The organism is Paenibacillus sp. H1-7 (genome assembly GCF_022354825.1).
In the GTDB taxonomy this organism is placed as follows: Bacteria; Bacillota; Bacilli; order Paenibacillales; family NBRC-103111; genus Paenibacillus_S.
This window is the reverse complement of sequence record NZ_CP031168.1, coordinates 657,592-675,994: the sequence shown is the minus strand read 5'-3', so window position 1 is coordinate 675,994 and position 18,403 is coordinate 657,592. Positions and strand designations below refer to the sequence as shown.

15 protein-coding genes are annotated in these 18,403 nt (G+C 49.6%); 5 read left to right on the top strand and 10 right to left on the bottom strand.

The genetic code is table 11. The annotated features are described in order from the left end of the window. Window positions 1-74: 74 nt before the first annotated feature. From DVH26_RS03265 to DVH26_RS03245, 5 genes are all read right to left on the bottom strand, one after another. Window positions 75-950 carry a carbohydrate ABC transporter permease gene (locus DVH26_RS03265; protein ID WP_239631118.1) on the bottom strand — a complete coding sequence of 292 codons (876 nt, stop codon included), beginning with the start codon at window positions 948-950 and terminating at the stop codon, window positions 75-77. Next, a complete protein-coding gene (locus DVH26_RS03260) occupies window positions 950-1,882 on the bottom strand; it encodes an ABC transporter permease (protein WP_239631117.1) in 933 nt (310 codons plus the stop codon). Before DVH26_RS03260 ends, DVH26_RS03265 begins: the two co-directional genes overlap by 1 nt. Window positions 1,883-2,143: 261 nt before the next feature. Continuing rightward, window positions 2,144-3,574 carry a response regulator transcription factor gene (locus DVH26_RS03255; protein WP_239631116.1) on the bottom strand — a complete coding sequence of 477 codons (1,431 nt, stop codon included), beginning with the start codon at window positions 3,572-3,574 and terminating at the stop codon, window positions 2,144-2,146. Continuing rightward, complete coding sequence (locus DVH26_RS03250) at window positions 3,567-5,366, bottom strand: cache domain-containing sensor histidine kinase (protein WP_239631115.1); 1,800 nt, start codon at window positions 5,364-5,366, stop codon at window positions 3,567-3,569. Before DVH26_RS03250 ends, DVH26_RS03255 begins: the two co-directional genes overlap by 8 nt. 62 nt (window positions 5,367-5,428) lie before the next feature. After that, the gene (locus DVH26_RS03245) at window positions 5,429-5,830 is read right to left on the bottom strand and encodes a YkvA family protein (protein WP_239631114.1); all 402 of its coding nucleotides are present in this window, start codon (window positions 5,828-5,830) and stop codon (window positions 5,429-5,431) included. 203 nt (window positions 5,831-6,033) lie between these two features. Between DVH26_RS03245 and yqeK the strand changes: the two genes are divergently transcribed. Further along, window positions 6,034-6,678, top strand: coding sequence for a bis(5'-nucleosyl)-tetraphosphatase (symmetrical) YqeK (yqeK, locus tag DVH26_RS03240; protein ID WP_239631113.1), 645 nt, complete (start codon window positions 6,034-6,036; stop codon window positions 6,676-6,678). Continuing rightward, window positions 6,679-7,206 (top strand): DNA topology modulation protein, encoded by a 528-nt coding sequence (locus tag DVH26_RS03235; protein ID WP_239631112.1) that lies wholly within the window; start codon window positions 6,679-6,681, stop codon window positions 7,204-7,206. On the opposite strand, the gene DVH26_RS03230 is transcribed toward DVH26_RS03235, so the two are convergent. Together DVH26_RS03230 and DVH26_RS03225 are read right to left on the bottom strand one after the other, a co-directional pair. Beyond that, the gene (locus DVH26_RS03230) at window positions 7,203-7,508 is read right to left on the bottom strand and encodes a hypothetical protein (RefSeq protein ID WP_239631111.1); all 306 of its coding nucleotides are present in this window, start codon (window positions 7,506-7,508) and stop codon (window positions 7,203-7,205) included. The genes DVH26_RS03235 and DVH26_RS03230 overlap by 4 nt on opposite strands. Window positions 7,509-7,510: 2 nt before the next feature. Beyond that, window positions 7,511-8,266, bottom strand: coding sequence for a copper amine oxidase N-terminal domain-containing protein (locus DVH26_RS03225; protein ID WP_239631110.1), 756 nt, complete (start codon window positions 8,264-8,266; stop codon window positions 7,511-7,513). A 113-nt stretch (window positions 8,267-8,379) separates the two neighbouring features. On the opposite strand from DVH26_RS03225, the gene DVH26_RS03220 reads away from it, so the two are divergent. The 3 genes from DVH26_RS03220 to DVH26_RS03210 are packed head-to-tail and all read left to right on the top strand — an operon-like array spanning window position 8,380 to window position 10,023. Continuing rightward, window positions 8,380-9,060: an HAD family hydrolase gene (locus tag DVH26_RS03220; RefSeq protein ID WP_239631109.1), complete on the top strand. Its 681-nt coding sequence runs from the start codon at window positions 8,380-8,382 to the stop codon at window positions 9,058-9,060. Between the two features lie 28 nt (window positions 9,061-9,088). Then, complete coding sequence (locus tag DVH26_RS03215; RefSeq protein WP_239631108.1) at window positions 9,089-9,463, top strand: zinc ribbon domain-containing protein; 375 nt, start codon at window positions 9,089-9,091, stop codon at window positions 9,461-9,463. 47 nt (window positions 9,464-9,510) lie between these two features. Then, complete coding sequence (locus tag DVH26_RS03210) at window positions 9,511-10,023, top strand: GrpB family protein (protein WP_239631107.1); 513 nt, start codon at window positions 9,511-9,513, stop codon at window positions 10,021-10,023. A 116-nt stretch (window positions 10,024-10,139) separates the two neighbouring features. Here the strand turns inward: DVH26_RS03210 and DVH26_RS03205 are convergent, their stop codons facing one another. The 3 genes from DVH26_RS03205 to DVH26_RS03195 all read right to left on the bottom strand — a co-directional run bounded on the left by DVH26_RS03205 (window position 10,140) and on the right by DVH26_RS03195 (window position 18,302). Further along, the gene (locus DVH26_RS03205) at window positions 10,140-11,612 is read right to left on the bottom strand and encodes a glycosyltransferase (protein WP_239631106.1); all 1,473 of its coding nucleotides are present in this window, start codon (window positions 11,610-11,612) and stop codon (window positions 10,140-10,142) included. After that, window positions 11,587-13,068, bottom strand: coding sequence for a tetratricopeptide repeat-containing glycosyltransferase (locus DVH26_RS03200; RefSeq protein WP_239631105.1), 1,482 nt, complete (start codon window positions 13,066-13,068; stop codon window positions 11,587-11,589). Before DVH26_RS03200 ends, DVH26_RS03205 begins: the two co-directional genes overlap by 26 nt. Window positions 13,069-13,139: 71 nt before the next feature. Next, on the bottom strand, window positions 13,140-18,302 hold the full coding sequence (locus tag DVH26_RS03195; protein ID WP_239631104.1) for a putative Ig domain-containing protein: 5,163 nt from the start codon (window positions 18,300-18,302) through the stop codon (window positions 13,140-13,142). Window positions 18,303-18,403: the final 101 nt, after the last annotated feature.

Below are 18,403 nucleotides of genomic sequence, written 5' to 3'. Positions count from 1 at the left end.
GATGGTCATCCTCCCAAAATTAGTATGGTTATTGTATCGTTAAGCCTGTATTGCCAAGTACTGAAAACCGCTGGTCATTCCTTAACGGCACCGAGCGTGACGCCGGCGGAAAAATATTTTTGCAGGTAAGGGTAAATAAGCATGATAGGCACCATTGTGATAACGACACTGGCCATCTTCAGTCCGTCCGGGTACGTCTCCCGCAATTGAGCCACCATGGACGCTCCCATATCGTCTCTTGACATCTTCGTAACATCGGCCAGCATATTGCGCAAAAACAGCTGCATCGGATGCATCTTCGGATCATTGACGAACAGCATGGCGTGGTACCACTCATTCCATCGGGCCACCGCATAAAACAGCGTAATGGCCGCTATCGTCGGCTTGGAGATCGGAATCACGATGCGAAACAGGATGTAAATATCGTTGGCGCCGTCGATTTTGGCGGATTCCTCCAAACTTGGCGGCACCATTCGAAACTGATTGATCATGACGATAAGAAAGAAGGTACTGACGGTCATTGGAAGAAACATTACGGCGTAGCTGTTGATCAAATGCAGGTTTTTGATCGTTAAGTAGTATGGAATCAGCCCTCCGCTGAACAGCATCGTGAACACGATCCCTCCCATCATGAAGGTCCGTCCCGGCATTCCTTTTTTGGATAAAGCATAGGCGCCGCAAGTGGTCACCAGAATGTTGACTGCGGTTCCGACCAGCGTTACGATAAGAGAATTGACCACGGCTTTTCCGACATAGCTGCCTTCCAGTAAAATCTTGTAAGAAGCCAGATCGAAGCTGGTTGGAATCAAATAGAAGCGCTGCTTCATCATTTCCGCCGGATCCGCGAACGAAGTAATGAACACATTATAAAAGGGCAATATCGTAATCAAGGCAATAAGCATCAATAGCATATGGATGGCATAGTCAGCCCACGTATTCCTGCGGGTCATCAATAAATCCCCTCCTGTCCCAGCCGCTTGGCCATCCGATTCGCGCCGACCAGCAGCATGAAGTTAATGACCGATTTGAACAATCCTACGGCGGTTGACGTCCCGTAGCTTAACCCTACGGAAAAGGTTCTCCTGTAAACGTACGTATCCAAGATATCGGCCTTCTCGTAAACGGCAGGATTGTATAGATTGAAGATTTGGTCAAAGCCGCCGCCTCCGGAGCTCATCATTCCGCCGATGTTGAGGATGAACAAAATCATAACCGTGCTTTTTAGCGAAGGCCACGTGATGTGCAGCATTTGCTGAAACCGGCTGGCTCCGTCGATGCTGGCCGCTTCGTACAGGGATGGATTGATACCCGCAATGGCTGCTAAGTAAATAATCGTCCCCCAGCCCATGTCCTTCCACAAGCTGCTGCTAAAGATGAGTCCGCGAAAGCTCTCCGGATCGACGAGCAGGCTGACCTTATCCATCCCAAATAACTCCAGCAGCTGATTCAGTACACCGAAATTACCCAGAAAATTGACCAAAATGCCGCTAATAATAATCCAGGATAAAAAGTGCGGGAATGTGTAGACCACTTGATAAAATTTCTTCAACCCGGCTTTCCGGACCTCGTTCAATAATAGCGCCACCACTATAGGAACGGGAAACTCGAAGATAAGTCTTCCAACGGCGATGATGATCGTATTGCGGAAAGCAATCCAGAAGTCGTCCAGCATGAATATTTCTTCAAAATTGGCCAGGCCGACCCAATCGCTCCCCCATATGCCTTTGGCGAAGTTGAATTCCTTGAACGCCAGTATCAAGCCATACAGCGGAACGTACTCAAATACGATGTAATACACCAGTAGCGGAATGACAAGCAGATAAAAATATTTGTACTCTGCCATTCGCCGCCATAACGCTTTTTGTGCAGCTTGCGTGTTCAATCGGAATCCCCCTCATCTGACAAACCGCTTTCTCCAGCTCCATTTCAGTTTAATCGAGGGCTTAATTCCGCCATATAAACATTTCTCAGCATCCGTATGTATTTTTCTCAGCTATTGTATAGGTCCTTTCACTTTTTCCGGCAGCAAAACAATACGCCCGCCGGATCGACCGAGGGCTCGGCGGTTCCGGCGGGCGTCAAGCACCAGGTCGGCGGCTTTGGATCGATCCTATTAGGACGTGAGCCGTATCCCGACAGTGTGTCAGCTTTCCCGTAAACGGTATTCGGTGGGTGTTACCCCGGTATGTCGTTTGAACATTTTGGCAAAATAAAAATAATCGTTATACCCCGACTTCTCTGCAATGTCGCTTACGGCAAACGAAGTGCTTCTGAGCATCTCACAAGCAAACTCCATCCGTTTATCGGTTACGAACTTCGTAAAATTGACCTGCAGCTCCTTTTTGAACAAATGACTTACATAGTTCGGGTGCATAAAAAATTTCCTGGAAATATCCTGTATGGACACATTTTCACGGAAATGATCTTGAACATACTGTAAAATTTGGTCGAACGTCGCTTCCCCGGTCTTATCTCCCATACCCGCCGAATGGAAGCTATCCATTGCAAGCTGCTCCAAGTAACGGATCATCGCAAATACATCATCGAAAGCGGCGGTCAATTCGTCAAAGCCGAATAGAAATCGCTCGGTGAAGCCATCGGCCATCCTGTATATCCTGGACAGCATCACATGATAGAACCGGAACGCATGACCGGTATCGTATCGTCCCGTCCGGAAGTGCCGTTCGATGATGGCGAAGCTCTCGTGAACGTATTTCGCATCCTTGCGCTCAAGCCCTTCCTCCAGCATGCGAAGCGCTGCAGCATCGAGATCATCCGCCCCTGCGGCTATCAGCTCCCCAATGAACGGACGGCCCGAAACGAAGTACAAGTAGGATGCCGCACCCGCCTCCTCTATCTTCTCATGAATCTCATTCATGTTATAAAAGATCGGGGTCAGACCCATTCCGCGGACACCTTCCGGTATCGGTTCTGCCAATCGGTTCATGACATCTCTGTGGTGTCGTCCATACAGGAGGAAGGCGGTCTTACCGCGTCCGATCCTGATGGAAACTGCAGCCCACCTGTCAAACAGATTACACGGATCCGAGCTTTGTACAACAGCAACGAAAGCGCCGTTTTCCCGGTCCCAGGGAGCATTGATTTTGTCCAGCAGCCGCTCCATCCTTGCATAGGCTTCAGGCGTGGTTTCTCTATCCTGAAACAGATGCAGCAGTTCACTCTCCACTACGCGCCGCTCCCTAGCAATCTGTTCTTGGAGACGCGCCAATAGTTCCTCGATCTCCGCTTTATTGAAAGGCTTCAGGCAATAACCTGCAGCGCCGTACTGCAAGGCTTGCTTCGCATAGTCGAATTCCGCGTAACCGCTGGCCATCACGCAGCGGACGGCGGAGCCTGTCTCCTGCAGCTTCTTGACCAGCTCCAGACCGTTCATCCCCGGCATTCGAATATCTATGAATGCTATGTCGGGCCGAAGCTCCTTGATTCGTTCCCAGGCTTCTATGCCGTTATACGCCATGCCGACGATCTCAAACCCGGCCGCCGTCCAATCCAGCGTGCCCTTCAAGCTTTCAACGATCCATCTCTCGTCATCGACCAACAAGATTTTATACATCGCTGCCCCCTATAACCGGGATTTTGATAAGCACCTTCGTGCCTTCGCCCGGCACGCTGTCGATAGACATTATGCCATACTGGTCGCCATAGGCGAATTTGATCCGGTTGTTCACGTTGATTATACCAACATGCCTTTCGCGGGACATGTTAATATTATTCGAAGCCGGCGGTTGAACCTCGAGGCTTTGTCTAATCTGCTCCAGCATCGCATGCTCCATGCCAACCCCGTCATCAATGACCCACAGCAGCAAATTGCGGTGATCTTCCATGCGGCAGCCTACGGTTAGAGTGCAGTTGTGAAGCGCCGGTTCTATGCCGTGGAACACAGCGTTTTCTACGAGGGGCTGCAGCACCATCTTGATTACTTTGCAGCTGCAGCAAGCTTCCTCGAAATCGTAGCGGACATGAAACCGGTCGACGAAGCGGATTTGCTGAATATTGATATACGCCTCGACAATGTCCAATTCTTCCTTCAGGGCAACGTGCTCTTCCCCTTTAATGCTGTATCGGAACACCCGGCTCAGCGCATCCGTCATGTCCCGGATTTCATCCACACCTTTTACAAACGCAATGCCTTTAATGGTCTCCATCGTATTGTATAGAAAATGGGGGTTGATTTGACTTTTCAAATATTGCAGCTCCGCCTGCTTTTTCATAAGCTGCAGCTCAAAAATATGCGTCTTGGAATCGATCAGCTTACTCGCCAAATCGTCGATCTCATCCAACAGCGCATTGACCTGTTTGGCCATAATGCTGATTTCCGCATAGCCTTCCAAGGCGACCCGTTTGTTCAGATTGTTCAGCCCTTTGGCACGCAGTCCGTAAATAAATGTCATAAAGGAACGGATCGGCTGCAAAATGTTATGGCTGATCGCAATATAAAGAACATACATCACCACAATCACGGCAATAAACGTGCCTATGACCAGGTGCTGCACCTCCTCCAGTCCCCGGAACAGCTCCTTGGTCGGGTAAATGCTGACGATTTGCCCCGCAATCTCCGGAATAGGCTCCGCATGAATAACGTACGGGGCTCCGTCCTTTCTGAACTCGTCGTTTCTGGTGCCGCTCGCGATCCGGTCTTCCAGCTCCGGCAAGCGCTTTCCGATTTGGGACAAATCATTGCTGGAGGTCACGACACGGTTGCGGTCCAGCACATAGAAGCTGCCTGCCGTTTTGTCGGACATGCTGTCTATTTGAGGAGCAATAGCGTTCACATCCAGCACCATGATCGCATAGCCGATTTTCGCTTCCAATGGGACCTGGTTGTGCCTGTCATATACGGGAACTCCGACATACACGACCTGTTTCATCGGATTGCTGTAGGGATATAGGCTGAGAGCCGAATAGTAGGCGCTGGTTCGTTCCGGTATTTCATTCAACGGAATGAATTCTTGACAATTGATGCAATTGTACGAACTGCTGCCGATCGTGCTTACAAGCACTATATCGACGATCCCCTGCTTCATGGACTTCAGGTTGACCAGCAGCTTTTCGATTTTGCCATGCAGCTCGTACTGCTTCAGCCGATCCTGCTCCATCAAATATTCCTGAATCTGCTCGTTATAAGCGATATTGGGCAAAATCCGGTTGATCGTGTCGGCATTCGATGCAATATTTCGCTTAATAGTGGAGATAAGCTCAATCGTATAGTCGCTATTTCTTTTGTATGTAATATTCAGGATCTGGTGATAGCTCCATACTACCGTACCCGATAATAAAAGCAGGATGACTCCTCCGATACAGAGCAGCTGCAGCCGGATCGAATATTTGCGCAGCAGGATGAACAAGCCGACTTCCCCCTTTTATTTCGAATGCCGTTCAGGAAATCCTGCCCTTCCGTGATCATCCGTCATCCCCACATCCTGTAAGCCAGCATCCCTAACCACACGGCACAGGCAATCCAAAGCGCGATAAACAGCGCGCCGGTAATCCAATTGACCGGCTTGCCCTGCCGGCGCACCTCCTCTGCCTTGGCTTTGCAATCCTCCAGCACCGGTTCCGGTATCATCCGCAACGCAAGGGCTATGCCCAGCGGCACAATAATCAGATCATCCAAATACCCGAGAATCGGAATGAAATCCGGGATTAAATCTATCGGACTGAATGCGTATGCAACGACGCAAATCGCAAACAGCTTGGCGTACCAGGCAACCCGCGGATCCCGGTACGCCAGGTACAGGACGTACACGTTTTGCTTCAATCGCCGCGCCTGGTTCTTCAGCCCGTTCAGCAGCCCTGCTTCGGTGTTCATTCTTTCCTTCACTCCATTTCGTTGACCGTATCAGCACACAATGATGCGCTCCTCATTCAAGCATACTATGTTCCGCCAAGTAGTCCATACTTTTTTTGGCATTGGGTCAACCTGCGTGCTTTTTACGATGAAGAGTCCTTATGGGCAGCCAAACCAGAATATGGTAGTATGAAGAAGAGTTCATTTCGAAGGAGTGAATCCTTATGAACGACCGGATTGCTACGATTCGGCAATCGATGATGTTTACAGGACATTTGGAGAACGATGTCATCGATCTGCTGAGCTTGTATAATTGTCCCAAAACCGCAGAGCACAGCTTACGAGTCGGAGATGAAGCCAGCCGCCTGGCCGCCAAATTCGGCGGGGACCCCGAAGCCGCCCGCACCGCAGGCTTACTCCATGACATAAGTGCGATCATTCCGAACAATGAAAGAATCCGTGTCGCCCAGGAGCTGCACATCGAGATCCTCCCGGAAGAAGCCTTATTCCCCATGATCATTCATCAAAAAATTTCCCGTATTATTGCCCGGGACGTCTTTCACATCCACGATCCAAGCATACTCGACGCCATCGAATGCCATACCACGTTAAAAGCAAAGGCAACGCTGATGGACCTCGTCTTGTTCGTTGCGGATAAAATCGAATGGGACCAGCCGGGCAAGCCTCCTTATTTGGAGCAGCTGCTCGAGCAATTAGACACCTCGTTGGAGCAAGGGGCATTTGTCTATATCGCCTATTTGTGGAACCAGCGGGATCGGCTGAAGGTCGTCCATCCCTGGCTCATTTCAGCATTCGAGGATTTGAAAGCGAAATCATCAGCTTATCCCGTGCGGGAGGAGAATCGTTGAATGAACAAAGTGATAGTCATCGGTTCAGGGGGCGCGGGAAAATCGACCTTTTCCAGGCAATTGGGTGAACGCACGGGCTTGCCCGTGTTTCATTTGGATGCGTTGAACTGGCGTCCCGGCTGGGTTGCTACCCCCAAAGACGAATGGGACGAGCTCATGAACAAGCTGGTCCGCAACGAAGCCTGGATTATCGACGGCAATTACGGAAGAACCCTCGATACCCGGCTGCAGGCTGCGGACACGATTATTTTTCTCGATATGCCGACCTCCTTGTGCATGTACCGCGTTATTAAACGCAGAGTGATGTATCACGGCCGGACAAGACCCGATTTGAACGAGGGCTGTCCCGAGCGTCTGGATCTGGGCTTCATTCGCTGGATATGGAGCTACAGGAGAACGAGCCGTCCGGCATTGCTGAACCGTTTGGCTTTGCTCAAGGAGGGGCAGACGGTTATTATTTTGCGCTCCCCGCGGGAGGTTCGCAGCTATTTAGAGCAAATTCCGGTTGTCGGGCGTAACGCTCTCTAAGGTACCGAATCGATATCGTCTTGCTTAATATCGTACTCCCATTTTGTAAACCGTGAGAGCCTGGTGAGCGTTTGGACTTCCGCACTGCCTTCCACCGTGTATTGGAGTCCATCAGGAATGACGATCTTCGCTACATACGTTCCCGGTGTTACAGGACGACCGTCCGAGTCCTTTAAATTCCATACGGGAAGCTTCGCTTCGTACCATCCGTACTCAGGCACCTCCCCTGTCAAAGGGGCGAGCTTATGACTGAACATGACCTGTTCTTGGCCGTCTTCGATCTTTACAATCTGGTACTCCACGTTCAAAGGCTCGATGCGGATCGCTTTTCCGCCCTGATTTTTGAATGAAGCGTTTGGACAAGTCCTCCTTGGGACGGATCGATACTACCCATGCCAAAAACAAGCCCTTCATTCATCAACAGCATCCCGTCGTGGAAAAAATCCCGGGTCGTCAGCGCCCAGGAATCTTTGACCTCGATCTGGCAGGAGCTTATGCTACCGCTCAAATACAGCGCCTGATTCAGCTCGATAATATCTCCCTGCTGCAGCCGATCCCATATATCGATGTCAGCGGATCCGACGCGCTTTCCTTCGGCATTCATTGCAATCAGCTCGATTTTTTTGCCGGTCAGCGGTTTGTTCACTTTCAACAACCCCGTTAAAGATGCCGTTTTCGATTCCAAATCCGTGCTGGCTTGCTTGAAGGTCAGCGGTCCGTAACTGACATAGCCTTGTGGATCCTGTTTCCCGAGCGTGTTCGCCGACATGCCGGAATAAATATTGATTTTATTATGGCCACCGGTTTCCGGAGATCCGGGCACAAACTCGACAACAGCTCCCATAGACTCGGCAAAGGTGCGCAGCGGAATGTACGTTTTATTGTTATAATTGAGGACCTCGTTGTCAGCGTTATCCATCTGCCGGACGGTATCGTTGACGAGAAAATTCACTTTGCTTGGAAACAGCACCGCTTGAATACTGCCGGATGCGAATGCCGCCGTACCTAGGGACAGCCCAATACCTGCACATAGCCCGGCTACAAAACCGACCTTTTTCATATTCGCACAGCCTCTCATGGTAATTTCTCTTCAAACGGTTAGACGCCACGAATTCCATATTTGTTTCGAAATGTTAAATTCATCCAAACCTAACCCAATACTGGAGGACAACCATGATAAAAGCAGTCCTATTCGATCTGTACGAAACGCTCATTTCCGAATTTGCCAATGGATCCAGGAAGGTTCCGCGGTTGAATGATTTTCAGGAGCAGTGGGGATTGACCAAGCAGGAATACGACGAGGAGTGGCGGGTAAGACAAGTGCGCCGAATGAACGGCACATTCCCGGATTTTCCGAGCGTGCTTCGGGATATGTGGCAGAGTAAAGGAAAAACGCTGGATGAAGCCTACCTGCAATCGCTGTATCAGGCGAGGCTAGAAGCTAAGAAGGTCCCTTTCGACGAGATATCGCCGAATATTATTTACATGCTGAAGCAGCTCAAAAGCCGCGGCGTCCGCATCGGTATGATAAGCAATTGCACCGAGGAGGAGGTACGGGCATGGGATCGGTCCACACTGGCTCCTTACTTCGATGATGCGGTTTTCTCTTATACGACAGGCTATGCCAAACCGGATAAGGAAATTTATCAGCTATCGCTTCGCAATCTGAAGGTGGATCCGCGCGAAGCTATATTTGTCGGTGACGGGGGCTCGCGCGAGCTGGATGGTGCCGCTGCCGCCGGGCTTCAGGCGTTTCACGCAACATGGTTTCTTTCAGAGCACTTCAGCGGTAAAATCACCGGATTCGAAAAGCTGGCCCAGCCTCAAGATTTGCTGGAACGATTCACAGGATGACGCTAAACCCGAAAGGAGGCCTGCGTGAATGGCAACGATCGTAAAACATAAGCAGTCCGGCAAGACATACGTCCTTATCGGAACCGGTTACGGTGCTTACAAAGCCATGCTCCCCGGAGTATTCGGGGGAAGCCTGTTCCCCCAGGAGGAATCTGCAGAAATTCCTTTGGCCGCCGTAAGCGACCGTTATGGCAATATGGTTTGGATGCTGACCGAGGAGCTTCTGGTCGTGGAGGTTGATGGCCGTCCCGTCGGCGATTATTTCCAGAATGTCTCCGATCGGCCTATTCCCCACGAGAATGCGGAGGAGACTTGTCCTGCCTGCGGTTTCCGCGTAGCCGCTACGGCGAGAGAGTGTCCCTCCTGCGGGCTCACGTTGATGATGGAGGAGCAGGAGGATTAGATGCCGGATCACCTCTTTGTAAAAGTATACGATGGGAGGGAATTGATTTGACTTATGAGGTCATCATTCAAGAATATACGCCTGAATGGATCGAAGAGTTTGAGAAGGAGAAGTTACAGATTCATCACGCTCTGAACGATAAAGCCATTTCTATCGAACACATTGGCAGTACCTCAATCGTAGGATTACCTGCTAAGCCAATAGTCGATATAGCAGTCGGAGTGAATCTTCTTAACGACGCCGATTTATTTATAGAACCATTGAAGGAGCTTGGTTATGAATATGTTCCTAAAATGGAATTCCCAAACCGCCGTTTTTTTCGTAAAGGCTTGTGGCGAAAGGGCACGCATCACCTTCACATTTATGAAATAACTAGTGAGGAGTGGAACAACAACCTGTTGTTCCGCAATTACCTCAAAAGCCATCCAGAGAAATTACAGGAGTATGCAGCGCTTAAGAAGCATCTTGCCAGTATGTATCCGGAAGACCGAGCGACATATACCGAATTGAAAGCACCTTTCATTAAATCAATTATAGAATTGGCCAAGAAAAGCCAATAAGAAGCCCTCAAGCCGCCTGGACGGCTCCGCTAAACAACAGCTGCCGGACGCCGGACTTCGACCCCATCGAGCCGACTGATGTGCGCCGATTCACGTGCAGTTATGACATGCTCGGTTTATTCCGAAGCCGGCTTCTGCCTTACGGTTGGTAGCGCCAGCAGCTTCTCTATTTTCCCGTTCAATGCTTGCCGTCCGGCTTGAAGCGGCTCTACCTGCGGAAATTGCACTAAGAAATGCTCGTACAGGTCTCTCGCTTCCGCCAGCTTGCCGCTCCGCACAGCCAGCTCGGCCATGTGCCGGCCTGCTTTCCACGCTTTGATCTCGGCATCCGGAGCAACAGCTCCCCGATAGCCGGGCAACGCTTCGTTGTAGGAGACAATAGCTTGCTGAGCTTGGCGGAGATGCTCACGGGCTTGTCCCATCTGAGCTTGGGCCAAATAATAACGAGCGTCGGGATAATCGGGGGAGCGCTGCAATACCTCTTCACACAGCCGCATCGCCTCGACCCACTCTTGTTGCTGCAAATGGATTTGCGCCATATACATCCGAACCGTACCTAACGCCGAAAAAGCAGGCGTCATTAATGCAAGCCGTTCCGCTTCCTTAAGGTAAGCCAGCGCCCGGTCATACTCACCTACATTGAAGCAATCTCTGCCGTAAAAAAACCATCCTGACGGGTTGAGAGGCTCTTCATCGACCATCTGCTGCAAAAGCTTAAAGGAGCGGTCGCCCTTCTGCCGTCCCCGCCATACCGAAGGATCGTACCCGTCGTGAATCAGCCGTATTCTCACTTTGCGGCTGACGGTGTTCACTCTTTCCTGCAGTCCCCCGTCCGGGGCAATTTGATTATGGACGCGGCCATAATAGCGCAATCCCCTGTTAAGCGGGAACATTCTCGATTGGGAAAAATCCTGATGGAAATGACGTCCGTATTGGTTGGCCATCCATACTTGCAAAATCACCGGCTGCTCGAATGCATCGAACAGGCCCGCCGCTTCCCGCACATGCTTGGCATCATCCGGATATAACACTTCATCCGCATCGATCCACAGCACCCAATCGCTCGTTAGCAGCGGTATCGTTTCGTTGCGAAGCTGTGAGAAGCTATCCTTCCATTCCGTCTCATACAGCTTAACCTCGGGAAAACGGCGTACGATCTCCATGGTCTTATCCGTAGAGCCTGAATCCATGACGACAATCTCGTCGAAGGTTCCGATCAGGCTGTTCAAGCAGCGCTCTATGCAGCGCTCCTCGTTTTTGGCGATAACCGCCGCGGTCACGGTGACCTTCTTGACCTTCAGCAGCTCCACGATCTCTTCCCTTATCGGCCCTGCCTGCGACTGCTTCAGCGCCGCGAACACCGCCCGGACCCAGGTCGCCTCGGGATCGAGCAGCCATGCCCGCTGAAAAGCAAGCTGCGCCATCGCGCCGTAACCACGGCCTAGCAGCGCTTGCCCGAGCAATAACCAGGCTGCGGACGAGGCCGGTGCCTGCTTAACATAGGAAGACGCCCATTGCTCCGTCGTCTCGAACTCTTGTCGAACCAGGCACTGCTGTATTTGTTCATGGAGCTGCATTGTCGGATTCATTATCGCGCCCTCCTTCCGTTCCGGCCAGCTTCGACCGCTGCCGCTCGATTCTGGCGAGTCTTGTACGGATTTCCGCAGATTCCGGAAAGCGCTCCGCCAATGCCTCATACATCGATTCCGCAGCTGCAAGCTCGCCGCTGCTTAACGCCAGCTCTGCATACAGCTGTTGGCTTTTCCAATCGGCAATATCGTGATCCATCGAGTCCGGTCCCCTGTAGGTTACAAAGCCTTCCTGCGCAAGTCGCGTATTCTGCGCCGCTTGCTTATACAGCAGCTGGGCCCTATGCAGCTGAAGCTGACTTGAATAATAGGAAAAGTCCGGATAGCCGGGGAAAGCCGCCATCCCTTCCTGGATCGCTTGCTCCGCCTCCTGCCACCTGCTTAGCTCCATATTCAAGCGTATTGTTAATATCATCAGCTCCAAACGGTGTGAAAAATCCGTGAGCTCCGCCAGTCGAGCCGCTTGTTCCGCATAGCTCTGAGCCTCTTCGAGCCGTCCGAGCCCGGCAAGCGCTTCGCCGTAATGCATCGGCCAGACAGGGTTATCCGGCTCCTCTGTCAGCATCCGTTGCAGTAATTCCAAGTGCAGCTGCGAAAGCCTCTCGGCGTTTTCCCGAGAGCCGCTTTCCGTAACAACCAGCTTCAGGTTTAACCTTCGCTGGAGCAGTGTAACACCGTTCGTTATTCCTGACAGGTAGGTCAGCTTCTCCTTCACTCTGCCGGAATAGACCAGCCCCCATTTCATAGCATACATACGTGGCCCGACGAACTTCTCTATTCCGGCTCCGCCACTCGCTCGTACCGTAGAGATCACATCGAGGGCGGCAGGAGACTCGCTCTGCTGAAACAATGCCGCCGCTTCCCGGACTTTTCCTTTGTACCGGGGATGAAGCCGCTCATTTGCCTCCAGCCAAAGAACCCAGTCTCCGGTAATATGGGCATGCACCTCATTGCGCAAGGACGCGAAGCTGTCGTTCCACTGCGATTGAATAAGCTTGATGTGAGGCATACCGGCCACAATCGTCCGTGTTCGATCGGTCGAGCCATAGTCCAGAACGACGATTTCATCCACAGCACCCTGCAGGCTCCTGATGCAGTCATCTATGTACTCTTCACCGTTGCGGACGAGCATCGCTGCGCTGACCCTTACTTTCTCCGTGTTCAGCAGCAGCTCAATATCGTAGCGCTCCGTGCCTTCTTCCTGCTGCTCCAGCTGCTTGAGGATATTCGGCATCCAAGCTGCCTCGGGGTCCAACAGCTGTGCTCTCTCGAACACGGCACGGGCCGCACCGGCAAATCCGCGCGAAAGCAGTGCCTCGCCTAGATAGGCCCATCCTTGGGCATCCAGCGGGCGGGTCTGAATGTATTCCTTCGCTTGCTGCTCCGCCTGAAAGTACTGCTGCTTTTGAAGAGAAGCGGCTATTGCTTGAAATCGTTCGTTGGCGTCATTGCTCATCCTCTGCCACATCCCCTTTTTACAAAAAAAGGCCAACCCGAAAGTTGACCTTACGATAATTTAAATCTTTGCTAGACGGTTATTGCAATATCGAACACATCCAAAGTTAACGTGTGATCGACTTTATTCACATAGTTAAGCGTCACATTGCTAATATTTACTGATGATGGCAGATTAGTTATTGTAATCTCATTGGCTCCTGCTGCCGAGTTGTAGGTTGTATTATAAAACAATACATTGTTAGGGTCTATCAGGTAAATCTTTCTGCTCTGGTCTTCCGGATCCGCAGGCAGGGCAGGCAGGAATTCATCGCTATATTGGAACGGAATGCCGGGATTTACCTGCGAGTACGTATCGCCAATAGGAGAATTGGCTATTTGTATCGTCTTGCTGACCGTATGATTGGCCTGATCATGTGCGGTTATCGTCACTGCAGCTCCCGGCTCCAGACTATTCGCCGTCAGAAACAAATACTGGTCAACCGTTACGTAGCCGGTAACAGGACCTGTTATCGCTACATCATAACCCGAAATCGAATCTCCTTCATCGGAGTCCGTAAACAAGTTCAGCAGCTTCAGATCGATCACATTATAACGATCATCGAAAGTATCCATGTAGATTGTATCGATACTATCGGAAGATATGACCGGTTCATTATTTACGGGTTTGATAACGATCGGAATTTGCAGCCTTGTCGATTGATTGAATGGATCCGTTGCTATAAGGTTTACGGTCAAATTCAAATCTTCAGTGATGTTGATAGGAGCCACGTTTTCTACATATAAAAAGTTGCCATCCATATCTGCCCTTATGTTCAGGCTCATAAGCTCCGCTTTGTTTTCAACAACAAAATCCAAACCTTTTTGATCGAAATAATCGTTACCTGGATTAATGTCGTAGGAGCGGTTGATTCCGTTATAAAAATACAGCGTGTCCGGCTCATATTTAACTTCCGGTGCAGGCATCGCTCTGACAACTACCGGAAAGCTAATGGTGGTACTCTTGTTCCGCTCATTCGTTACTTTCACATCGATAGATGTTGTTCTAGGTAAATTATCCGGGAAGTAGACGCCTTCTACTACCAGTCTTCTATCATCCAAAATTTGCGCATCCACATATCCGGCAGGATTCGTATAAGGCATCAGTTCAAAGGTGACGGTTTGTCCTTCGAAATAGCTTGACAAATAAGGTGTAAACCTCTCCTCCATAACCGGTCCGTTCGTCACTTCAATCGTTTCCGGAGAGGCCGGACTTCCATCAAGGACAGGTACCGGATAGTCGGTAAAGAAGTGAAGCAGGACTTCCGTCGTTGTATTGCTGGAAACATTGGTTCCTTTGATCGTCACCAAAGTATCTGCCTGGACCCCGCTAAGCTGCAGCTGTTGTGTCTCTTCAACAATCGATGCTGTTACACCAGGGTAGGATGACGACACTTCAAACTGTGTTGCTCCTGTACCCGTGAAGTATGTTGAAAAATCAAATTCATAAGGCATTGCTGCGCCGGCGCTCCATGAAATGGTTGTCGGAAGCTTAACATGAATAGGGATATCAACTACAGCGTTTGTTCCGAATCTATTCGTAGCTTTTACTTTAGTGATATACGTGCCGTTCGCCATCGGATTGACGTTTTGGATGATCAGTTCCCCTGTTTCGCTGTCTATGAAGGCAGCGACTTCAGCCGGAGTTTCTATCGAATAGGTAAACTCCCAACCACCTTCCCCAAAATACTCCGAACCATTCAGCACCTTATTCTGCGTGACGCCATAAACCCATTCTACAGTCTCAGGAGTTACTACCGCTTCAGGGCGGTTTACTACTTGTACTTCGACTTGTCTGGAAGCATACAACCCCTTCGGATCGGTTGCTCTAATATAAAAGCTGTACCATCCTGGAGATACCGGTGTGCCTGCTACATGCAGTACTCCACCTTCTACAGAAGCTTCTAAACCCGATGAACTTCCCATCTCTTCTATGGAATACACAAGGTTCTGGCCTGGTTGATCTATAAACAATCCGTTCAGGTCTCTCGTTACATTGACTAATGGCGTGCCCTTTTCGGCTAAGATCGGAGCTACTGGAATGTCAGTCACTTGTGGAGACTGGTTGAATATAAATCGGATTTTTCTCTCCACACTGGCTCCAGTGGTCGGATTGGCCCCTTTAACTACGAGGAACGTCTCCTCTGCGATACCGTCAAATACGATCCGCGCATCCGCACTATCATTTTGCTCAATGATGGCGGTAAGCGTGCCTCCAGGTGGCCGCGTGATCTCGAAATGAGTCGCAGAAATATCGCCAAAAAGTCCAGCTATCAGTGCTGAGAGCGGCATCGGATCATCCTGATTGTGATACAAGAACGCAGGGGATTCGATGGTTATAGGCACATTAACTGTTGCGGTTTTCCCAGAAGTATTGGTCGCTTGAATTTGCACATAGATGATCGCAGGTTCAGGGAGCGATTGCGTCAACCCTCGGATGGTTAGTTCGCCTGTCGCCGTTTCAATAGATGCATCGACATTATACGGATTGAGTCCAATGCTGTAGGTCAACGGAACCGAATCCCAAAAGTAGGTGGCCATGTTCACTGTTTGAGGCGCACCAATATAGCCATTAATCAACTTAACGTCAGCCGGTGATCCGATGATTGCAGGTGTGGCAGCCTCAATTGTTACTGGTACTTTCAATGCTGAGCTTTGACCGTATGTATTTGTCGCCTGAACCTCGATAAAGTCTGTCCGTGTCTCATTAGTAGGTAAGGCAGCTCCTAACACAGTTAAAATGCCCGTGGCTTCATCAATAGATGCAGTCACATATTCAGGTTTAGTGATGATTTCATAACTTAAAGCGGTCGTATCGCTGAAATAGGCCGACATCGCTCTCGTTTGTGACTCTGCCTCTTGTCCGTTCAACAAAGTAACGCTAGCCGGCGATCCGATTATGGCAGGAGGGGCTGCACCAATATTTACGCCTACGTTCAATGTCGTTTGTTTTCCGTACATGTTCGTCGCTTGAATTTGAATATAAGTACTAATAGGGTCGTTTGATGGCATATTAGCACTGTAAATTGTAAGCTCACCCGTTGTTCCGTTTATATCGGCGCTCAAATAATCAGGCTTAATTGCAATGCTATAGCTCAAAGCGCTGGAATCTTGGAAATACGTCGCCATACTTACAGTTTGGGGGATACCTACTTGACGGTTCGTCAATGTTACTATTCCCGGGGTGTCGATAACTACTGGCGGCGCTGCCTGTACGTTGACTTCCACGTTTATCGTCGCTGTAAGTCCATGCTCGTTTCTTGCTTGTACCGGAAGCCACTCGGTTCTCGTCTCGTTCACTGGAAGATTAACGCCATTAATCGTTAATAATCCGGATAATTCATGTATGTTTGCGTCCAAATAAGCTGGCAGTGGATCAACTAAGCTGAATCTCAGTGACGTAATATCGTTGAAATATGTCGCCATAGTTATCGTTTGCGTCTGGCCTTCTTGTCTGTTTATCAATGTCAAAGCACCTGGATTGCCAACAACAACCGGAGGAGTATAAATTGGCGGTGCCGCCTTGATCTGTAACGGAACTCTCAACACTGGACTTTGGCCAAATTGATTGTATGCAGTGACTAGAATTTCGAAAGCTTCTCCTGCATGTTCATTCATGGCAGGGGTACCCACGATTTGTAATTCCTTTGCTTCGGTATCTACACTTATACTTATAAAATCGGGAAACTGCACTTCAAACCTTACGTCATATAAAGGCGGTAGAAAGTACTCAGACAGCGAAATCGTATGGGAAATCCCAGGGTCTACTAATTCAATAGTCGGCGGATTCGCGCCTGTGAGAACTGGAATTGGGTATTTTAAAGAAATCGGTACATTCAAAATGACGCTGCCACTACGATTAGCGGCCATGACTTTAATTTGAGCAGTTTCTCCCACATTGCTGTCCGGCGATATTCCGGAAATGATAAGGTTCCCCTCTTGAATTGAAGCCGTTACAAAAGTAGGTATCTCTTCAATAGTGTAGGTCAAGCCTGAAGTAGGTTTAAAATACGTCGATAATACGACGGTCTGAGGCTGTGTCTCCCCTATCTTCCAAGACACTTCTGGCTGCTGCCCGCTCAATTCAGGGACAGGCTGCTCCTCCCCTGCAACTCGTACAGTAATCTCATGCAGCACAGAAGCACTTGAAGAATCGGTAGCACTGAGCACAATTCTATATTCGTCCCCAGCTTGAGTCGGAGTTCCCGAAACAATAATGGTATTGCCGGATAAGAATGAGGCCGTTAAACCATTCGGCAGCACACTCTCGATTTTATACACAAGCTCATCGCCCGGATCATCTGTAAAAACTGTGCTTAAATCTATTGTTTTTTCGAATGGTTTATTTTGAACAGCATCAATTGACCGAACCGCATCTTCGGATACTTTAGGTGGATTATTAACGACCTTCGCATTAATAAAAATTTCCACGTCTATCGTCGCTGTAAGTCCATGTTCGTTTCTAGCTTGTACCGTAAGCCACTCAGTTCTCGTCTCATTCACCGGAAGATTAACGCCATTAATGGTCAGCATTCCTGATAGCTCTTGTATGTTTGCGTTCAAATAAGCAGGCGGATTGATGAGGCTGTAACTCAATGTCGTATCATCACTGAAATACGTTGCCATAGATACCGTTTTCGGTGCACTCGGCTCGCCGTTAACCAAATAAACCGTACCCGGTTTGCCCACAACGATAGGAGGATTATTAACGACCTTCGTCGTATTAAACGGTTCCACGCCGTTCAATAGCGTTCTAACATCTGAGGCTTGAGTCACGTCCGCAGGGTGGGAAGCTATGTATTTGGTAATGTCTCCGATATCGATGCGCTCATCGTTCCCGGCATCGAGCACGTGGACCTTGAATTGCTCTACAATTTGGTTACTTGCATTATCGGTAATCGTAATAACGGTCGGTCCTTCTTGATCCAATCCTTTCAGATCCACATACTTCTGTTCGGCGCTGGAATAGGTTGCATACACGACACTGCTAACCGAATTATCCACGCGGAATGATCCCAAGTGGCTTAGATCTATTGTTTTTTTCGTTCCTTTGGCCAGGGTCAAGTCTTGGATAGGATGAAGAACAACGGGAGGAGTAACGGTCGCGGGTTGGGCCATTACGGCATAGGGCACGGCAAGAATCGACATCGCCGCCGCTGCGGATGCCGCTTTTGTAACCGGGCGTTTGGATACCATGGATTTCCACCTCAATAAAATTCCAAATTATTGTATTAATTATCATTTTATCATAGGAACTATGAAAAAACAGTAGATTTCACAGGTATTTTCGACTAAAA

What these genes read in the sequence shown, in the direction of transcription:
- DVH26_RS03265 (WP_239631118.1), bottom strand. Translation starts at nt 950, where the DNA reads ATGACCCGCAGGAATACGTGGGCTGACTATGCCATCCATATGCTATTG.
- DVH26_RS03215 (WP_239631108.1), top strand. Translation starts at nt 9,089, where the DNA reads ATGGCAACGATCGTAAAACATAAGCAGTCCGGCAAGACATACGTCCTT.
- yqeK (WP_239631113.1), top strand. Translation starts at nt 6,034, where the DNA reads ATGAACGACCGGATTGCTACGATTCGGCAATCGATGATGTTTACAGGA.
- DVH26_RS03205 (WP_239631106.1), bottom strand. Translation starts at nt 11,612, where the DNA reads ATGAATCCGACAATGCAGCTCCATGAACAAATACAGCAGTGCCTGGTT.
- DVH26_RS03225 (WP_239631110.1), bottom strand. Translation starts at nt 8,266, where the DNA reads ATGAAAAAGGTCGGTTTTGTAGCCGGGCTATGTGCAGGTATTGGGCTG.
- DVH26_RS03255 (WP_239631116.1), bottom strand. Translation starts at nt 3,574, where the DNA reads ATGTATAAAATCTTGTTGGTCGATGACGAGAGATGGATCGTTGAAAGC.
- DVH26_RS03235 (WP_239631112.1), top strand. Translation starts at nt 6,679, where the DNA reads ATGAACAAAGTGATAGTCATCGGTTCAGGGGGCGCGGGAAAATCGACC.
- DVH26_RS03220 (WP_239631109.1), top strand. Translation starts at nt 8,380, where the DNA reads ATGATAAAAGCAGTCCTATTCGATCTGTACGAAACGCTCATTTCCGAA.
- DVH26_RS03195 (WP_239631104.1), bottom strand. Translation starts at nt 18,302, where the DNA reads ATGGTATCCAAACGCCCGGTTACAAAAGCGGCATCCGCAGCGGCGGCG.
- DVH26_RS03200 (WP_239631105.1), bottom strand. Translation starts at nt 13,068, where the DNA reads ATGAGCAATGACGCCAACGAACGATTTCAAGCAATAGCCGCTTCTCTT.
- DVH26_RS03245 (WP_239631114.1), bottom strand. Translation starts at nt 5,830, where the DNA reads ATGAACACCGAAGCAGGGCTGCTGAACGGGCTGAAGAACCAGGCGCGG.